This is a genomic window from Methylocystis rosea SV97 (genome assembly GCF_000372845.1).
Taxonomy (GTDB): Bacteria; Pseudomonadota; Alphaproteobacteria; order Rhizobiales; family Beijerinckiaceae; genus Methylocystis; species Methylocystis rosea.
Window position 1 is genome coordinate 1,837,924 of the sequence record NZ_KB889963.1, and the last position, 14,877, is coordinate 1,852,800.

12 protein-coding genes and 1 tRNA gene are annotated in these 14,877 nt (G+C 61.3%); 8 read left to right on the forward strand and 5 right to left on the reverse strand.

The window, feature by feature from the left end; translation table 11 throughout:
• Positions 1 to 35: 35 nt before the first annotated feature.
• Both A3OO_RS0109575 and A3OO_RS0109580 read left to right on the forward strand, forming a co-directional pair.
• Entirely contained in the window at positions 36 to 623 is a 588-nt protein-coding gene (locus A3OO_RS0109575) for a hypothetical protein (protein ID WP_018407622.1), read from the forward strand.
• Positions 624 to 735: 112 nt separating this feature from the next.
• Positions 736 to 1,848, forward strand: a complete 1,113-nt coding sequence (locus A3OO_RS0109580) for a hypothetical protein (RefSeq protein ID WP_018407623.1) — start codon at positions 736 to 738, stop codon at positions 1,846 to 1,848.
• A gap of 100 nt (positions 1,849 to 1,948) precedes the next feature.
• Here A3OO_RS0109580 and A3OO_RS0109585 read toward each other — a convergent pair whose 3' ends face one another.
• The 3 genes from A3OO_RS0109585 to A3OO_RS0109595 form a co-directional block, all read right to left on the reverse strand.
• The gene (locus A3OO_RS0109585) at positions 1,949 to 2,734 is read right to left on the reverse strand and encodes a polysaccharide deacetylase family protein (RefSeq protein WP_245257142.1); all 786 of its coding nucleotides are present in this window, start codon (positions 2,732 to 2,734) and stop codon (positions 1,949 to 1,951) included.
• A 193-nt stretch (positions 2,735 to 2,927) separates the two neighbouring features.
• Positions 2,928 to 4,298: a sensor histidine kinase gene (locus tag A3OO_RS0109590; RefSeq protein WP_018407626.1), complete on the reverse strand. Its 1,371-nt coding sequence runs from the start codon at positions 4,296 to 4,298 to the stop codon at positions 2,928 to 2,930.
• Complete coding sequence (locus A3OO_RS0109595) at positions 4,295 to 4,972, reverse strand: response regulator transcription factor (protein WP_018407627.1); 678 nt, start codon at positions 4,970 to 4,972, stop codon at positions 4,295 to 4,297. Before A3OO_RS0109595 ends, A3OO_RS0109590 begins: the two co-directional genes overlap by 4 nt.
• Positions 4,973 to 5,746: 774 nt before the next feature.
• Here A3OO_RS0109595 and A3OO_RS0109600 point away from each other — a divergent pair.
• Genes A3OO_RS0109600 through A3OO_RS0109615 form a run of 4 tightly spaced genes read left to right on the forward strand, consistent with a single transcriptional unit; the run spans position 5,747 to position 11,749 of the window.
• On the forward strand, positions 5,747 to 8,059 hold the full coding sequence (locus A3OO_RS0109600; protein WP_245257143.1) for a TonB-dependent siderophore receptor: 2,313 nt from the start codon (positions 5,747 to 5,749) through the stop codon (positions 8,057 to 8,059).
• A 2-nt stretch (positions 8,060 to 8,061) separates the two neighbouring features.
• Positions 8,062 to 9,267 carry a PepSY-associated TM helix domain-containing protein gene (locus A3OO_RS21420; protein WP_018407630.1) on the forward strand — a complete coding sequence of 402 codons (1,206 nt, stop codon included), beginning with the start codon at positions 8,062 to 8,064 and terminating at the stop codon, positions 9,265 to 9,267.
• Positions 9,268 to 9,317: 50 nt separating this feature from the next.
• Complete coding sequence (locus tag A3OO_RS0109610) at positions 9,318 to 9,638, forward strand: hypothetical protein (protein ID WP_040573787.1); 321 nt, start codon at positions 9,318 to 9,320, stop codon at positions 9,636 to 9,638.
• On the forward strand, positions 9,635 to 11,749 hold the full coding sequence (locus A3OO_RS0109615) for a TonB-dependent siderophore receptor (RefSeq protein ID WP_018407632.1): 2,115 nt from the start codon (positions 9,635 to 9,637) through the stop codon (positions 11,747 to 11,749). The genes A3OO_RS0109610 and A3OO_RS0109615 overlap by 4 nt, the downstream gene beginning before the upstream one ends.
• Before the next feature lie 134 nt (positions 11,750 to 11,883).
• Here the strand turns inward: A3OO_RS0109615 and A3OO_RS0109620 are convergent.
• Positions 11,884 to 11,959 (reverse strand) — tRNA-Glu (locus A3OO_RS0109620).
• 141 nt (positions 11,960 to 12,100) lie between these two features.
• Here A3OO_RS0109620 and A3OO_RS0109630 point away from each other — a divergent pair.
• A complete protein-coding gene (locus A3OO_RS0109630; RefSeq protein ID WP_018407633.1) occupies positions 12,101 to 13,960 on the forward strand; it encodes an ABC-F family ATP-binding cassette domain-containing protein in 1,860 nt (619 codons plus the stop codon).
• A 20-nt stretch (positions 13,961 to 13,980) separates the two neighbouring features.
• On the opposite strand, the gene A3OO_RS0109635 is transcribed toward A3OO_RS0109630, so the two are convergent.
• Entirely contained in the window at positions 13,981 to 14,373 is a 393-nt protein-coding gene (locus A3OO_RS0109635; protein WP_018407634.1) for a winged helix-turn-helix transcriptional regulator, read from the reverse strand.
• Positions 14,374 to 14,451: 78 nt separating this feature from the next.
• Between A3OO_RS0109635 and A3OO_RS21425 the strand changes: the two genes are divergently transcribed.
• Complete coding sequence (locus tag A3OO_RS21425) at positions 14,452 to 14,874, forward strand: GFA family protein (protein WP_040573399.1); 423 nt, start codon at positions 14,452 to 14,454, stop codon at positions 14,872 to 14,874.
• The last annotated feature ends 3 nt before the right edge of the window (positions 14,875 to 14,877 follow it).

Below are 14,877 nucleotides of genomic sequence, written 5' to 3' on the forward strand. Positions count from 1 at the left end.
TTTCGCATGAGTGCGGCGCAGGAGGGGGACCGAAGATGAAATTTGCGGTTCTCGCAGCGGTCGTGGGGCTAATGACATGCGTGACGTCCGACTGCCGATCGGCGACGCTTGCAGCCCCAGAAAATTTTGCCGGCATCGGCGACGCCGCGGCGCGTTCCGCGGCTTTGTTTACCGAACTCGGCAAAGTCCTGACCAACCCGCGCTGCGTCAATTGCCATCCCGCCGGCGATCGCCCGCATCAGGGCGAACTGGGCCGGAGTCACCAGCCGCCGGTCGAGCGGGGACCGGATGGCCGAGGCCTCACGGCGATGCGCTGTCCGATCTGCCATCAGGACGCCAATTTTGATCCCGGCCGCGTTCCCGGTCACCACGAATGGCGTCTCGCGCCGCGAGAGATGGGCTGGGAAGGCAAAACGCTCGGTGAGATCTGCGCGCAGATCAAAGATCAGGCGCGCAACGGCGGCCGTTCGCTGGAGGCGCTTGCACGCCACATTGGCGGCGACACGCTCGTAGGCTGGGCTTGGTCGCCCGGATTTGGTCGCCAACCCGCGCCGGGAACGCAGAAGGAGGCTGGGGCGCTCGTCGAAGCTTGGATCAACACCGGGGCAGTGTGCCCGAAATAGCGGAGGATAAGCGAACGGCGCGGCTTCCGGCGGCGATCGCACGATGTCCCCGCATCTATCGTCGTGACGGTCACCCTGCGCCTTTGCTGTCCTCATCTCACTGGAGAGTCTCATGATGCCCACCACGCTCGCGACAAGCCGTCTTCGCACGCTGCTGTCGTCGGTTGTCGTTTTTGGATTATCGGCTTCGCCCGCGTGCGCGACGGAGCTGCCAAGCTACTTCACAGGACTTGTCGGCGCCGAGACGGCCAGCCCCGCCGACATCGCCAACAAAAATGTGCTGCAGCTGAATACGACGATGTTCCAGCTGTATGGCGACGCCGCGCAGATCTTCAAGAAAAACATCCTCGCGAAGCATCCGGTCATTCTCGGACTGTTTTCCGGCGCCGGCGGGCGATTTATCCTTTATCGCCCCGGCATGGCGCCGATTGAGGCGCCGCAGGCGCCGATCGTCTACCAGTTGTTGAAATCGGTTGGCCACAGCACCATGGCGTTGGCCGAAGTCGTCGTTCCCTATCTGAACAGTCCCAAGGACACGACTTGGCGCGGCGCCTTGGCGGCGTATAGGAGCCGCATGCGATCCGCGCTCGACACGCTTGACGCGAGCGGCATGCAAAAAGACTGGCGAACAAACAATCGAAGCATTCTGCAGAACAATATCGCGTTCATGGACGAGTGTCTGAAGAACAACGCGATCTCAGCGGAAGGCCTGCAAAAATTCGCCAAGAAGCAGTCGCCGCTGCTGAAGAAAAATATCGCCTGGGCGGCGCAGACCCAGGTCGCTCATTGGATGGATGTCATTGCCGGTTGGAAAGAGACGCTTGGCGCCGACTGGGACAAAACCTATGCGGCGAGCAATACGATCTATGTCGCGCGCCAGAACAATGTCCTGTTTAGCGTGCTCGCGCAGTTCTTCGGCCCTGAGGCCATCAATGATCGCCTGATGCTGATCGAGACGATATCCTTCACCACGACGCCCGACGATATGCTGGAATCGCTGACGCGCATCATCGCCGACCGCTCGGTGGGCGCCGCATTCTTCGGCGATTACCATCTCATGGATTTTGAATTGATGGGCGGAGACGCGCGTCAAGCGATCATCGACGAAGACGCGAAGCGCAAGATGAATGTGGTGCTGCCGCCGCAAGTGCCGTTCGGCTCGCACCAATGGCCGACGCTGATCACGCCGGGGCCCGGCGCGAAGAGCTTGAGCGATCTTCCGTGAATTCGACCCCCCAGCCGCGATCACGGCGCGAAATGTTCCTGAGTTTGCGGCGGGGGCCAGCTTCATTGCGCCATGGCGAGTCGAACGCCACGGGCTACGCTCATCTCAGGCCAGCCGCCTGCAAAATGGCGTCGACGTCAGCCAGCCATACTGCGTCCTCCGACTTCAGGCGCAAAAGAACGCGCCGCAGCGCCAGGGCTCCGTCAGGCGTGCCGACGACAAATGGATGAATTCCGATGACCACAGTCGTGGCGCCTCGCGCGGGGTTGGCGCGAGCCTCAATGACCAGTTCCGATACATAGTCCAACCAGAGCGCCTCGATCTCTCGGGTCGTCTTCATCCGCGCAAGATATTGCCCCATGTCGACTGTAACGGTCGGATAGGGCAGCAGGATGAGCGAACCTTCCGGCGTCTTCAAACGTGAGATGATATCGGAATCCATCTGGTCGAGCGTGTAGGCGACGCCTTCGGCGGCCATCGCCCGCATCGTGTCGCGATTGGCGTAGACGCTCGGACTCGACCAGCCGGTCGGCTTGACGCCGGTAGCTTCGGCGATGAGATCCAATGTGCGGCGAATGTACGCCTTCTGCGCGGCGATCCCACTCCGGAGCGGCAACATGTGGGTCGTGTTGTTCATGCCGTGCGCGACGATCGGCGCGTTCGGCAGCATCGAACGGAACTCCTTCCATACGGATGGGCGCCTGCCGAAAAATTCCGCGTTCACCACTACAGTGAGCGGCACGTGAAGTTCTTGAAATAGCCGGCCGACGCGGACAATGCCCCAGTCGCTTGCATATTGACGGAACGCCTCGTTCACGAGGTCAGGATTGCGGGACGCAAGATCTGGGCGGAAGATCGGACCTTGGCCGAATCCGAACTCCTCCACGAAGAACGCGAAGCTGACCGCGACCTTTTTGCCGCCAGGCCAGGCGGCGGTGTGGATCGCTTCGCGCTCGAAACCGGTGACGCGATCAATTGGATCTTGCGCACCGCTCTGGAGAGGAAGCAGAACGGCAAAAAAAAGCGCAACTCCGACAATAAATTTTCGGTTCCGTGAGATATTGCACTCCGCCGGTTAGTCAGGCCGCCTTCGGGTTGTTAAATGACAGCTTGAACGTCGCCCCGCCGCCTGGCGTCGCCTCGACCCAGATGCGACCATTATGCGCCTCGATCAGCTCCTTGGCGATGGCCAACCCCAAGCCCGTGCCAGGGATCGAGTCATTCTTCCGCCAAAATGGCTCGAAGATGAGATCGCGATCCGCCTTCTCGACGCCGCAACCGTGATCGATCACTTCCAGCGTTGCGTTCTCGGCGACGCGAACATGTACCGTGCCGCCTTCCGGCTCGGCGCGAAGAGCATTGTCGATAACGTTCGAGATGACGGATTCAAGCGCCGGCCGATTCCCCTCTATAAGAACAGGCGCGCTGGGCGCGTCGAGAACGATCTGGCGCCGCGCCTTCAGCGCCAGAAGAGCTGCGTCCGCAATGATGGTTCTCGTCAACGCGACGAGGTCGATCGTGTGATCAAGCTTTGTCGATTGTTGATCGAGCCGCGCGGAAGCTAGCAGTTGCTCGACGATGTTGCGTATTCGCCAATGATCGCGTTTTAGATCATTCTTAAAGGTCGGCTCCTCAGGCGCATCAAGTCGCACGCCGAGCACATTAATGGGCGTGCGGAGTTCATGCGCCGCATTTGCCGTAAAACGCCGTTGTCGGGCGACGCCGGCGTCGAGCCGCGCCAAAGCGTCGTTTACCGCGTCGACGAGGGGTCCAACTTCGCTCGATACGTCATTTGCATCGAGGCGTTGGTCCAGGCTGTTCATGTCGATTCGTGACGCCTGTACCGCCACGCGTCTGAGCGGCCTCAATCCCCACCGCACGGCGAACCAGGCCGCGCCTGCCGACATCAAAATTGCCATGACCAGGTAGGCTGTCAACCAGCGCGTTTCCTCAATGGCGGCGTCGACAATGTCGCCCCAACGAAATTTCTGTCCGTAGACGGCGATGTGAAGGCGCCCGAAGGGAGTCCATTCTGGTTCCATAAGGCCCGCACGAATAGCGCTTGGATCGCCAGGCAGGATGAAATGCACATGGGTCGGGCTGATCTCGATGAGAGGCTTCAGCATCGCGATGAGCTCTGGCGAGGAACCGGCGATTGGGTCACGGCTCAGGCTTCGGAACGCCGCGAACTTCATAGTCGGCGCGCGCTTCAGATCTTCTAGCAGGTCCGGCGTCGGCCTGATCTCCAGCATTTTATCTTCATTCATCGCCAACGATGCGATGATCTGCTTTTTTGCGCGAATCGCCGACAACTCATCGAGCGATGTGGCGAAAAATTCTACTCCCGTAAGGCCGATGCCGATCGTTACCAGCCAAGCGATCGGAAAGGCTATAATCTGTGCAACGAATAGACAGCCGACAATGCGCAATACGAGCGAATGCCGTCTCAATTGAACGGCTCCGTCGCCATATAGCCAACGCCGCGAATAGTGTGAATGGCGACGCCAGCGTTCAACAGGATGAGCCGTCGCCGCAAGCGCGACACCGCCATATCGAGCGTGTTGTCCTGAACGTCGTCGTGTGGAGAGAAGACCTCGTCGAGAAGAGTCTCGCGCGAAACCACACGATTGACGCGCCGCAGAAGAGAATCGAGCAGGACCAATTCCCGCCGGTGCAGCGTGACGATTCTGTTCGAGATACGGACGTCACGCGTCGTCGGGTCAAAAGATAGCGCGCCCACGACGATCGGCTTTGGCGCGCCGCTTCCCGGACGCCGAACGCAGGCCCGTATTCTCGCGACCAACTCCTCTCCCTGGAATGGCTTCGTCACATAATCGTCGGCGCCGAGATCGAAACTCGACACTTTGTCCGCCATGTCGTCCATAGCCGTCAGCATCATGATACGAATGCCTGGCCGTAGTTCTCGCGCGAGCGGCATGAGCGACAGGCCATCGCCATCAGGAAGACGACGATCGAGCAGAAGGAGGTCGTAATTCGAGCCTTCGACGGCTTCTCGCGCAGCGCTCAGACAGCGGGCTTGATCAACGTCGAAACCGGCTTGGGCGACTAACGACGCCGTCAAACGCGCCGCATCCAGCTCGTCTTCAACCAACAATATCCGCATGTGGGCGCCGCTCCCCTTCGCGCCGTCGATTATCGAATTTGGTCGCTAAATTCGCAAGACAGGACAGACCCCCGCGAACGGCCGGCTGTTGCCCGAAAGACACAGCGTTTCGAATTCGCGCCAAAATTTCTCGCGTCAGACCCATGTCAGGCGCATCAGTCCCACTTTGGCTATTTATTCTCCACCAGGCGAAGCACGGCGATGATGCGGCAAATTCCACGCCATACGACAACGACGAACGAGAGCGCACGCAGGCGCCTCGGACGCATCCGCGCGATCCTGCTCAGCCTTATCGCATTTGTCATGGCGATTCAGGGTATTGTTTTCGCCTCGTCCTGGGCGCGAAGCGCTTCTCATGCAGAGATTGCCGCAGTCTCGATCGCGGCCGTCGTCGATTGTGCGCAAGATGACACGCGCTCGCCAGCGAGCGACGGTTACCCGCATAAGTGCTCTTTGGCTGGGCTCTGTTGCTTGGCGAGTTGCGACGGACACGCGTCGTTTGGTCTCGCGGCAACGGCGTTTAGCCTAGCGTCGTGGAACCGATCGGGGGCTGATCCTGCTAAGCCGCGCGCTTCCGCACGCAGCCGACTCGCGCTTGCCGGTTGGGCGAGCGCCTGGTCCTCGCGCGCCCCGCCGCGGCAGGCCTGATTCGCGACTCGCGTCCTAAGCTCAACCTGCTTTTTCTTCTCGTCTGCTCGAGCGCCGTGACCGTCGCTCTGGAGTTTCTCAATGAACTCGTCCGTTCTCCTGCGCGGCGTTTCCGCCGTCGCGCTGTTGCTCGCCTTCGCCTCTGAATGCGCCCGCGCTCAGCAAGCCTTGCCTACGATCAGCATCGGAGGGCGGCAGCGCCCGCCATCGACTCACGTGTCGGGACCACCAACGGGAGAGCCCGCAACATCCGATTCGGGTCCGTCCAATTTTCCGAGCGAGCCGAAGACGCCCGCTGAAGGCTATGTCGTAAACGACGCCATTACCGCCACTAAGACCGACATCCCAATCAGGGAAACTCCTGTGTCGGTAAATGTGGTCCCCAAGCAAGTGATGATCGACCAAAACAATACAACGGTCCAGGAAGCGCTAGAGAACGTGCCGGGCGTGCGGTCCAACAACAATGAGGTGGAAGGTTACAACTTCAAGATTCGCGGCTTTCAGAGCCTCAATATCTATCGCAACAATCTGTCCTTCGGCAATGTCAACCCCGGCATGCTCGACACCGCCAATCTGGAGCGCATTGAGGTGCTCAAGGGGCCGGCGTCGATACTTTACGGACGCGCCGAGCCCGGAGGATTGATCAATCTGGTGACCAAGCAGCCGCTCGATCGGGCCCGCTACGTTGTCGATCAACAGTTCGGATCGTTCAACTGGTATCGCACGCAGTGGGATTTCACCGCTCCTGTCGCTGAAGTTCCAGGGCTCGCCTATCGCTTCTCGGGCGCCTATCAGAACAATGGCTCATTTCGCGGATTTTCGGGAGGTGGCGAGCGCGTGCTCGTCGCGCCGGTGGTAAGCTACCGTCCAAGCGCCTGGACCGAATTCACCTTAGAAGCACAGTATTCAGGTCTGAAGGCGCAAAGCGACGTCGGGATCCCGACAATCGGGCCGAGACCCGCGCCAGTCCCGTTGAGCCGCTCGTTCCAGGAGGCTAATGATCCGCGCGACCGCTTCGAGAACTATCTAATCAGTTATAAACTCCGTCAGAATCTCAATGAGGATTGGAAGGTCACCAACCGCTTTCTTTACGCCGCCGCCCCCATTTTCGATAAGCCCAATATCACGCCGCTCTGCGTGACGCCGATGTGCGTCGACGCGGATGGGCGCACGCTGCAACGCATCGGGCAATACCAGTTCGCCTCCGCCCAGACATTCTCCACGAATATTGACCTAGAAGGAAAGTTTGAGGCGCTCGGCGGCAAACACACATTTCTGATGGGGCTCGATTATCTGAACACCTATTACGACTACTACTTCGCCAACGGCGCCGCCCTGTATCCCATAGACATTTTTTCCCCGATCTATGGAACGGTCCCGTCCTTTGCCTATTTCGATTCACAAATTGGATCGGGAGGCAAATTTCATTCGTCTGTTCTCGCCAGACAAAAAGGGCTTTATGTCCAGGATTATGTCACATGGTTTGATCGTCTGCATGTGCTCGCAGGCGTGCGATACGACGTAGCGGACCTAACGATAGGAACATCTTCGAGCTTTGAGAACGGCGGCGGCGTTTACGATGCGAGCAAGGACTTGGCGATCGCCAGTCGACTTAGGTCGCCGACGGCCATCGACAGGGGTTGGAGTCCGCGCGCTGGCGTCGTCTACGATGTCCTTCCCCAGGTCAGCGTTTACGGCAGCTACTCAAGATCCTTCGGCCAGAACAACGGCTTTACCGCCGACAGACAGCCTTTGGGGCCGCAGCGCGGCCTGCAATGGGAAGTCGGTCTGAAGGCCGAGCCTCTGCCGGGCCTGAGCGCCACGCTCGCCGTCTTCCAAATCACCAAATCCGGGGTGCCGACACGGGATTTCGCGTCATTGGCCCCGATCGCGCAGAAGCTTGCCGGATTGCAGCGCAGCCGCGGAATCGAGGTTGACGTAATCGGCCGCGTTACCGAACGCATGACCATCGTGGGCAACTACGCATTTATCGACGCGAAGGTTATCGCCGACAATCCGGTGAATCGATTGAACCCTTTTGGCTTTTTCGATGCCACGATCTTCGGAGAAGGTGGCGGCCTTCTCGGCAACCACCTCGATAATGTGCCGCGCCATTCGGGCAAAATCTTTCTGACCTACTCTTTTGGCGACAACGGCCTCGGATTGCGTGTCGGCGGCGGCGTAACGGCCTCGACGCGGGCGTGGGGCGATATCCAAAATACCTTTGTGCTGCCGGGATGGGCGCGACTCGACGCCTTCGCGAGCTACGCGACGCTGGTCGAAGGCTATAAGCTCACGGCGCAACTCAATCTCAAGAACATCAATAACGCGCAGTATTTCACCGGTGTGGACGATTTCTTCAACTACAATGTTCCACCGCTGAATGCCATTCCCGCTAATCCCTTCACCGCGACTGGGCAGATCAGAGTGGAGTTCTAGCGATGCCGCGCGCGCTGTTCGTATGGCTGCATCGCTGGGCGGGATTGGCGATGGCGGGCTTCCTGATCGTGGTCGGCCTGACGGGAAGCCTGCTTGCGTTCTGGGGCGAGTTGAACCACTGGCTGACGCCGGAACTTTATCCCGCTCAACGCGCTGGGATAGAGCTCGACGCGGCGACGCTGGCGCGCCGCGCCGAATCCATCGTCCCGCAGGCGCGCGCAGCGACCGTCTACATGGGCCATCCAGGCTCGGTCTCGATCGGCATGGAGGCGCGCGACGGCGCGTCGCCGCTCGATTTCGAATTTCTGCACCTCGATCCGGTCGACGGCCATGAACTCGGGCGCGTTACGTGGCATGGATTGCCGAGACGCAAGAACGACATCATGCCCTTCGTCTATGGCCTGCACATGTATCTCGCGATGAGCGGGATCGGCGACTGGATACTCGGCGCGGTGGCGCTCATCTGGACGCTTGATTGTTTCGTCGGCTTCTACCTGACGTTGCCGGCGGGCGGCGAGCGTTCACGAAAAGGGTTCTTCGTCCGCTGGAAGCCGTCTTGGCTGATCAAGCTCAAGAGCTCTTTCTATCGCGCCAACTTCGATCTGCATCGCGCGAGCGGTCTGTGGCTCTGGGCGATGCTGCTCGTCTACGCCTGGTCGAGCGTGTTTTTCACACTGCCGAATTTCTATACGCGCGCGACGCAACTCGTCCTCGATTACGAGGCGCCCGTCTGGGCGCAGGACGGAACGCCGCAGAATGATGCGCGCGCGCCGATGGAATGGGAAGCTGCGCAAGCGACCGGCGAGCGGCTGATGGCGGAGCAGGGGCGCCGACACGACTTTACGATCGAACGCCCGCTGGCGCTCTACAATCTGCGCGACAAGGGCCTTTACGAATATCGCGTGCGCTCGTCGCGCGACATCGGCGACAAGGCGGGTTCGACCTCGATCCTGTTCGATTCGCGCTCGGGCGAACTGAAGACCCTTAGCCTGCCCACGGGGCAACGCAGCGGAACGACGCTGACCACCTGGCTGGTCGAACTGCATATGGCTAATCTCTTTGGTCTTCCCTATCGCATCTTCGTTTGCCTCCTTGGCCTTGTCATTGTGATGCTCTCCGCCACGGGCGTTTACATCTGGTGGAAGAAGCGGGCGGCGCGGTTGGCGCATGAGCGGCGTACGGCGCCGCAGCCTGCGCCGGCGGAGTGACGGCCTGCAGTTTTGATGCGGATGTGTTGTTTATTGCGATGGAGCGACAATTGGATTTCGATTGTGCAAAGAAGGGAAGTCTTGTCCAGAATCTGCGCCGCGCGCTGCCGCTCTCGGCGCATCCTAAGCAGGCGCTCATCGGCTTTCTGCGGGAACGCGGCGTCGTCACGCGCGGCGCGCCACGGCTCGTCGTCCTCGATATTTTCGACGCCGGCGCGGCGGGCGGCGTGATGTGCCGCTTCGCCATCGCCGAGGATGGCGAGGCCTCAAGCTTCATCGCGCCGCTGGCGCAAGTCGCGCTTCAGCGCAGACATCCCGCCCGCTTGAGCGCCGGGCGTCGCCGGCAGGCGCCACCGCCTAGCGCGGAATGAAGGCGACGCTCGCCGCTCTGCTTTGCCTATGCGTCGGCGCCGCGCAGGCGCGCGCCGAGGAAGTGCGGGAGGAGGCGCGCAAGGAGAAACTGCAAAGCGACCACAAACAGCGCGATAAGGAAGAGACCGGCGCTACGGACGAGAGCAGGCCGCAAGGCAAGGAACAGAACAAGGAACGTAACAAGGAGCGCAGCCAAGTCGAGCGGCGCTCCGACGCGCCCAATGCGCAAACGCTGGGTCGTGACCAGAGTGGCGTCTATGTCAACGAACCGGCGACAAACTCCGCTTTTTCGCCGAGCTTCGTCATGCGGGGCTTTCCGGCCGGCGTGACGCTCTTTGACGGCGCGTCACATGGCTTCACCGCCCAGGACGTCGATCTCTCGACTGTCGATCACGTCGAATTTTTCAAAGGTCCGAGCGCCATGCTGTTCGGCAAGGGGCTCGGAGGCTATGGCGGCGCGGCGAATTACATCAGAAAGGCGCCGACGCAGGAGAGGTTCGCGCGCGCCGCATCGACATTTGGCAGCTTCGCCGTGCGCCGTCTCACGGTGGACGTCAATACGCCGCTCAACGATGATAAGAGCCTGTTGTTTCGCCTCACCGGCTCGGCGCAGAGCTTGGGGAGCTTCGTCGATTTCGTGGGCTCCCGCACTTTTGACGTTGCGCCGATGATCGCCTTCACGGCCGACAACGGCGATCGGGCGACGTTACGCGCCGAACATAATGGCGCCCGGCGGGTGTGGCGCGATGGCGTGCCGGCCGATCCGGTCTTCCTGCACATCCCGCGCGAATTCTACGCTGGGCTTCCCGCCAATGAGCATGAGACGCCTTTCTTCGACGATCTCACCTTCAGCTATGAGCATGCTTTCAACGCCGACTGGAAGGTCGCCGCGGTCGTCGATTATTTTCTCTACGCCAGCCGCTGGGGCTGGTTCACCGGCTGGGGCTATGACGGTTTCCAGTCGGTCGTCTTCGGCAATCCGGTCCGCGCGCGGACCGCCAACCGCAGCTTCGACGCGCAATTGCGCTTAAATGGCCGCTTCGACACCGGCTTCCTGTCCCATACGGTGTTTCTCGGCCTCGAACATTGGGACTTCTATTTCGGCTACAATAATGACGTCGCGCGCTATGAGGCGGCGCCGCTCAATATCTTCGCGCCCGTCTACTCGCCGGGCGTCAGTTACGCCGGCGCCTTGTGGTCGAATGGCGTGGCGCGCGCTATCAGCCGCTCGGTCTACGGCCAGGACCTCATCGATCTCAACGAGAATTGGCGCATCCTGATCGGCGGGCGCTACGATCTCCTCGCCCAGCGCGAACGCGTGTTCGACCCGCTCGGGGCGCTGACCGGCGAGCCGACATCGAGTTTGAGCAAAGGGACCAGGGGCTATTTTTCGCCGCGCGCCGGCATTCTCTATCGGCCCGACGAAGAGACGCAGTTCTTCGCCGCTTACGGCAAATCGCTGATCCCCAACACCGGCGTGCGCATTCAAAGCGGCGAAGCGCCGCCGCCGCAGCAGGACACCCAGTATGAACTCGGCTTCAGGCGCGAGTTTCTGGATCGCAAGATGAGTTTCGAAGTCGGGCTCTTCGACATCACCCGCGACAATGTCGCGATCCCCAATCCAGCCAATCCGAGCGGCTTCTATTCGGTCGTCACCGGCCAGCAGCACAGCCATGGCGTTGAGGTCAATCTCGGCGGCGAGATCCTGCCGAACCTCAAAATTAACGCCGCCGCCACTTTCCTGCATGCGCTCGTGTCGAAGGACGACAACATCCCCTCGCAACAGGGCAGCGATCTTCTGGGCGCGCCAAGACGCGTCTATAGTTTTTCCGCCAGTTACGCCTTCGACACGGGCGAACTGAAAGGGCTCGAATTCGGCGCAAGCTACTATTACGCCAGCCGCCTCGAGGCGACGCTGCCCAACACCTACGGCTTCACCCTGGCGCCGCAACAGATGCTCGGCGCCACGCTCGCCTACAGCTTCAACGACAATCTCAAAATCGAACTCAACGCGGCAAATCTCACCAACCGCCCGAACTGGACCTCAAACGGCGCTCTCTTCCATGGCGAGCCAACGACCATCGCCGCCACCCTCATATGTAAATATTGAGGTGGGATGGGCCGCATAGCATTTTGGCGCCGAATCAATCGTGCACGGGCCACAAGAGCGCGCCCCTGCGCACGCTTGTCGCCGCATCAAGCAGGAACACGGCGGGATTTGGCATTCCCAGTTTTGTTCCGAAGTGGCGCGCCCAAGGGGATTCGAACCCCTGTTTTCGCCGTGAAAGGGCGACGTCCTAGGCCTCTAGACGATGGGCGCGGCTGCGCGGCCGCATGGCGGCGGCGCGAGGGCGTGTATAGAGGCGCGGGCGGCGCAAGACAAGGCCGACCGGCGGCGCCAGATCGCCGCGCATGGCCTCGCGTTTGCACCCCTTGGGGCCAGGCCCTAAGCATCGCAGCAATGCTCACGATCAACGATCTCGTCTACCGGCTCGGCGGCCGGCTGCTGTTCGACCACGCCGGGGTTTTCCTGCCGGGACGCTCCCGCGCGGGTTTCGTCGGCCGTAACGGGGCCGGCAAGACCACGCTGTTCCGGCTGATCAGCGGCGAGATCGCCCCGGAAAGCGGCGCGATCTCGATTCCCGCCCGCACAAGGCTCGGGCGCGTCGAGCAGGAGGCGCCGGGCGGTCCGACGGCGCTGATCGACTTCGTGCTGGCGGCGGACCTCGAGCGCGCCGACCTGCTGGCGCGGGCCGAGGCCGCGCATGATGCGCACGACATCGCCGACATTCAGACGCGGCTCGCCGACATCGACGCCCATTCGGCGCCCGCCCGCGCCGCCGCCATCCTGCACGGGCTGGGCTTCGACGCCGCGGCGCAGCGCCGGCCGCTGTCGGAATTCTCCGGCGGCTGGCGCATGCGCGTCGCCCTGGCGGCGGTGCTGTTCGCGCAGCCCGACCTGCTGCTTCTCGACGAGCCGACCAATTATCTCGATCTCGAAGGCACCCTGTGGCTCGTCGATTATCTGTCGCGCTATCCGGCGAGCGTCGTCGTCATCAGCCACGACCGCGATCTGCTCGACGACATCGCCACGCATATTCTGCATCTCGAGCGTGGAAAGCTGACGCTCTATAAGGGCGACTACTCCTCCTTCGAAAAGCAGCGGCGCGAGGCGCAGCTCCTCGCCGTCAAGGGCGCCAAGAAGCAGGAAGAGCAGCGCAAACACCTGCAGGCCTTCGTCGATCGCTTCCGCTCCAAGGCGACGAAGGCGCGCCAGGCGCAGTCGCGCTTGAAGCTTCTCGCCAAAATGGAGCCGATCGCGGCGATCGTGGACGATTCGGTCCTGCCGATCCGCCTGCCGTCGCCCGAAAAGCCGCTGTCGCCGCCGATAATCGCGCTGGAGAAAGCGGCGGTCGGCTATGGCGATCGAATCGTGCTGTCGCGGCTCACGCTGTCGATTTCGAACGACGATCGCATCGGCCTGCTCGGCGCCAATGGCAATGGCAAGTCGACCTTCGCCAAATTGCTTGGCGGGCGGCTGGCGGCTTGCAGCGGCGAGATGGTGCGCGCGCCGAAGCTGGAGGCGGGATTTTTCGCGCAGCATCAGGTCGATGATCTGAATGAGGGCGAGACGCCTTACGCCGTCTTCGCGCGGCTGATGCCGGGCGCCCCCGAGGCGCGCATTCGCGGCCGCGCGGCGCAGACCGGATTTTCCGGCGCGCGCGCCGAAACCGTTATCGCCAAGCTTTCGGGAGGCGAAAAGGCGCGGCTGCTGCTCGGCGTCGCCACCTTCAACGCGCCGCATCTTTTGATCCTCGACGAGCCGACGAACCATCTCGACATCGACAGCCGCGCCGCGCTGATCGAGGCGATCAACGATTACGAGGGCGCCGTCGTTCTGGTCTCGCATGACCGCTATCTGCTCGAGGCCTGCGTTGATCGCCTGTGGCTGGTCGACGACGGAACCGTGCGCGCCTTTGACGGCGATATGGACGATTATGCGCGGCAGGTGCTCTCGAAATCGCGCGATGAAGAGCCCAAGCGCATTCCCGTTGCGCCGGCGCAAGAGGGATCAAAGCAAGAGGCGCCGAAGCGCCGCGACGCCGGGCAGGCGCGGCGCAAGCTCGCCGCCGCCGAGGCGCGCGTCGAGAAATTCACGCAGCTTATCGCCCGCGTCGACGAGGCGCTCGCCGCGCCCGACGCTTTCGCGCGCAATCCGCAGGAGGCGGCGCGGCTGGCGTCGCAGCGCGAGGAACTCGCGCAGGCGCTCGCCGCCGCCGAGGAACAATGGCTGGAGCTGGCCGCCGAGGCGGAAGTTTAACTGATATGGCGTCAGCCTACTCACTGGTTGGCTTTTTTAACCGTGAGGTCTGACGGCTTCAGCGAGAGAAACTTATCCGGCGTTTTCCATGTGCCTGGCAGATGCTTATTCGCCCATTTGCAAACGGCTTGCAGCACGGGCAGCAATTCGGCTCCTTTCTGCGTCACGGCATAGTCGTACCTGATTGGATGTTCCTGATAAGGACTCTTCTCGATAAGTCCGAATTCCTCCAATCGTAAGAGTCGATCTGTCAGCACGTTCGTCGGAATGCGTTCAGGGGATTGAGAGAAATCTCCAAACCGCGTTTTCCCCATTGCAAGATCGCGCATGATGACAAGCGTCCATCGGTCGCCAAAAATATCGAGAGCGGTGGCTATCGGGCATCCCGACCTGAGTTTTTTCAAGGCGCGCATCGTTGGCTGGCAGTGACTTGCAACAAGTCACTTATCTAATCTGGTGCGGCATGAACGCACAATCGAGGAGGAAATCCAATGCCGGGACCCTTCCAAGGCCGCTGTCTTTGCGGCGCTGTCCATTATGAATGCAACGCCGATCCCCTCATGTCCGGTCATTGTCAGTGCGCTGATTGCCGCAAGAGCAGCGGGACGGGTCATAGCTCGCATCTCGCCGTTCCTCGCACCTCTGTGACCATATCGGGGGACGTAACCGTCTACGACAAACCGGCTGACAGCGGGCATGTGGTCTCGCGCGCTTTCTGCCCTCGCTGCGGCGCGCCGATATATTCGCTAAACGACGCAATGCCCGATTTGATCTTCCTCAGGGCGTCGAGCCTCGACGATCTCGAGGTGTTCAAACCTCAAATGGTCGTTTACGCGAGCCGCGGCGCGTCTTGGGATATCTCCGATACAAATTTGCCGCGCTTCGAAAAAATGCCGCCTATGATGAAGGGCTAGGCC

Bases quoted from the DNA above. Each gene is read 5' to 3' on its own strand.
- A3OO_RS0109575 (WP_018407622.1), top strand. From the start codon at position 36: ATGAAATTTGCGGTTCTCGCAGCGGTCGTGGGGCTAATGACATGCGTG.
- A3OO_RS0109580 (WP_018407623.1), top strand. From the start codon at position 736: ATGATGCCCACCACGCTCGCGACAAGCCGTCTTCGCACGCTGCTGTCG.
- A3OO_RS0109595 (WP_018407627.1), bottom strand. From the start codon at position 4,972: ATGCGGATATTGTTGGTTGAAGACGAGCTGGATGCGGCGCGTTTGACG.
- A3OO_RS21420 (WP_018407630.1), top strand. From the start codon at position 8,062: ATGCCGCGCGCGCTGTTCGTATGGCTGCATCGCTGGGCGGGATTGGCG.
- A3OO_RS0109615 (WP_018407632.1), top strand. From the start codon at position 9,635: ATGAAGGCGACGCTCGCCGCTCTGCTTTGCCTATGCGTCGGCGCCGCG.
- A3OO_RS0109630 (WP_018407633.1), top strand. From the start codon at position 12,101: ATGCTCACGATCAACGATCTCGTCTACCGGCTCGGCGGCCGGCTGCTG.
- A3OO_RS0109635 (WP_018407634.1), bottom strand. From the start codon at position 14,373: ATGCGCGCCTTGAAAAAACTCAGGTCGGGATGCCCGATAGCCACCGCT.
- A3OO_RS21425 (WP_040573399.1), top strand. From the start codon at position 14,452: ATGCCGGGACCCTTCCAAGGCCGCTGTCTTTGCGGCGCTGTCCATTAT.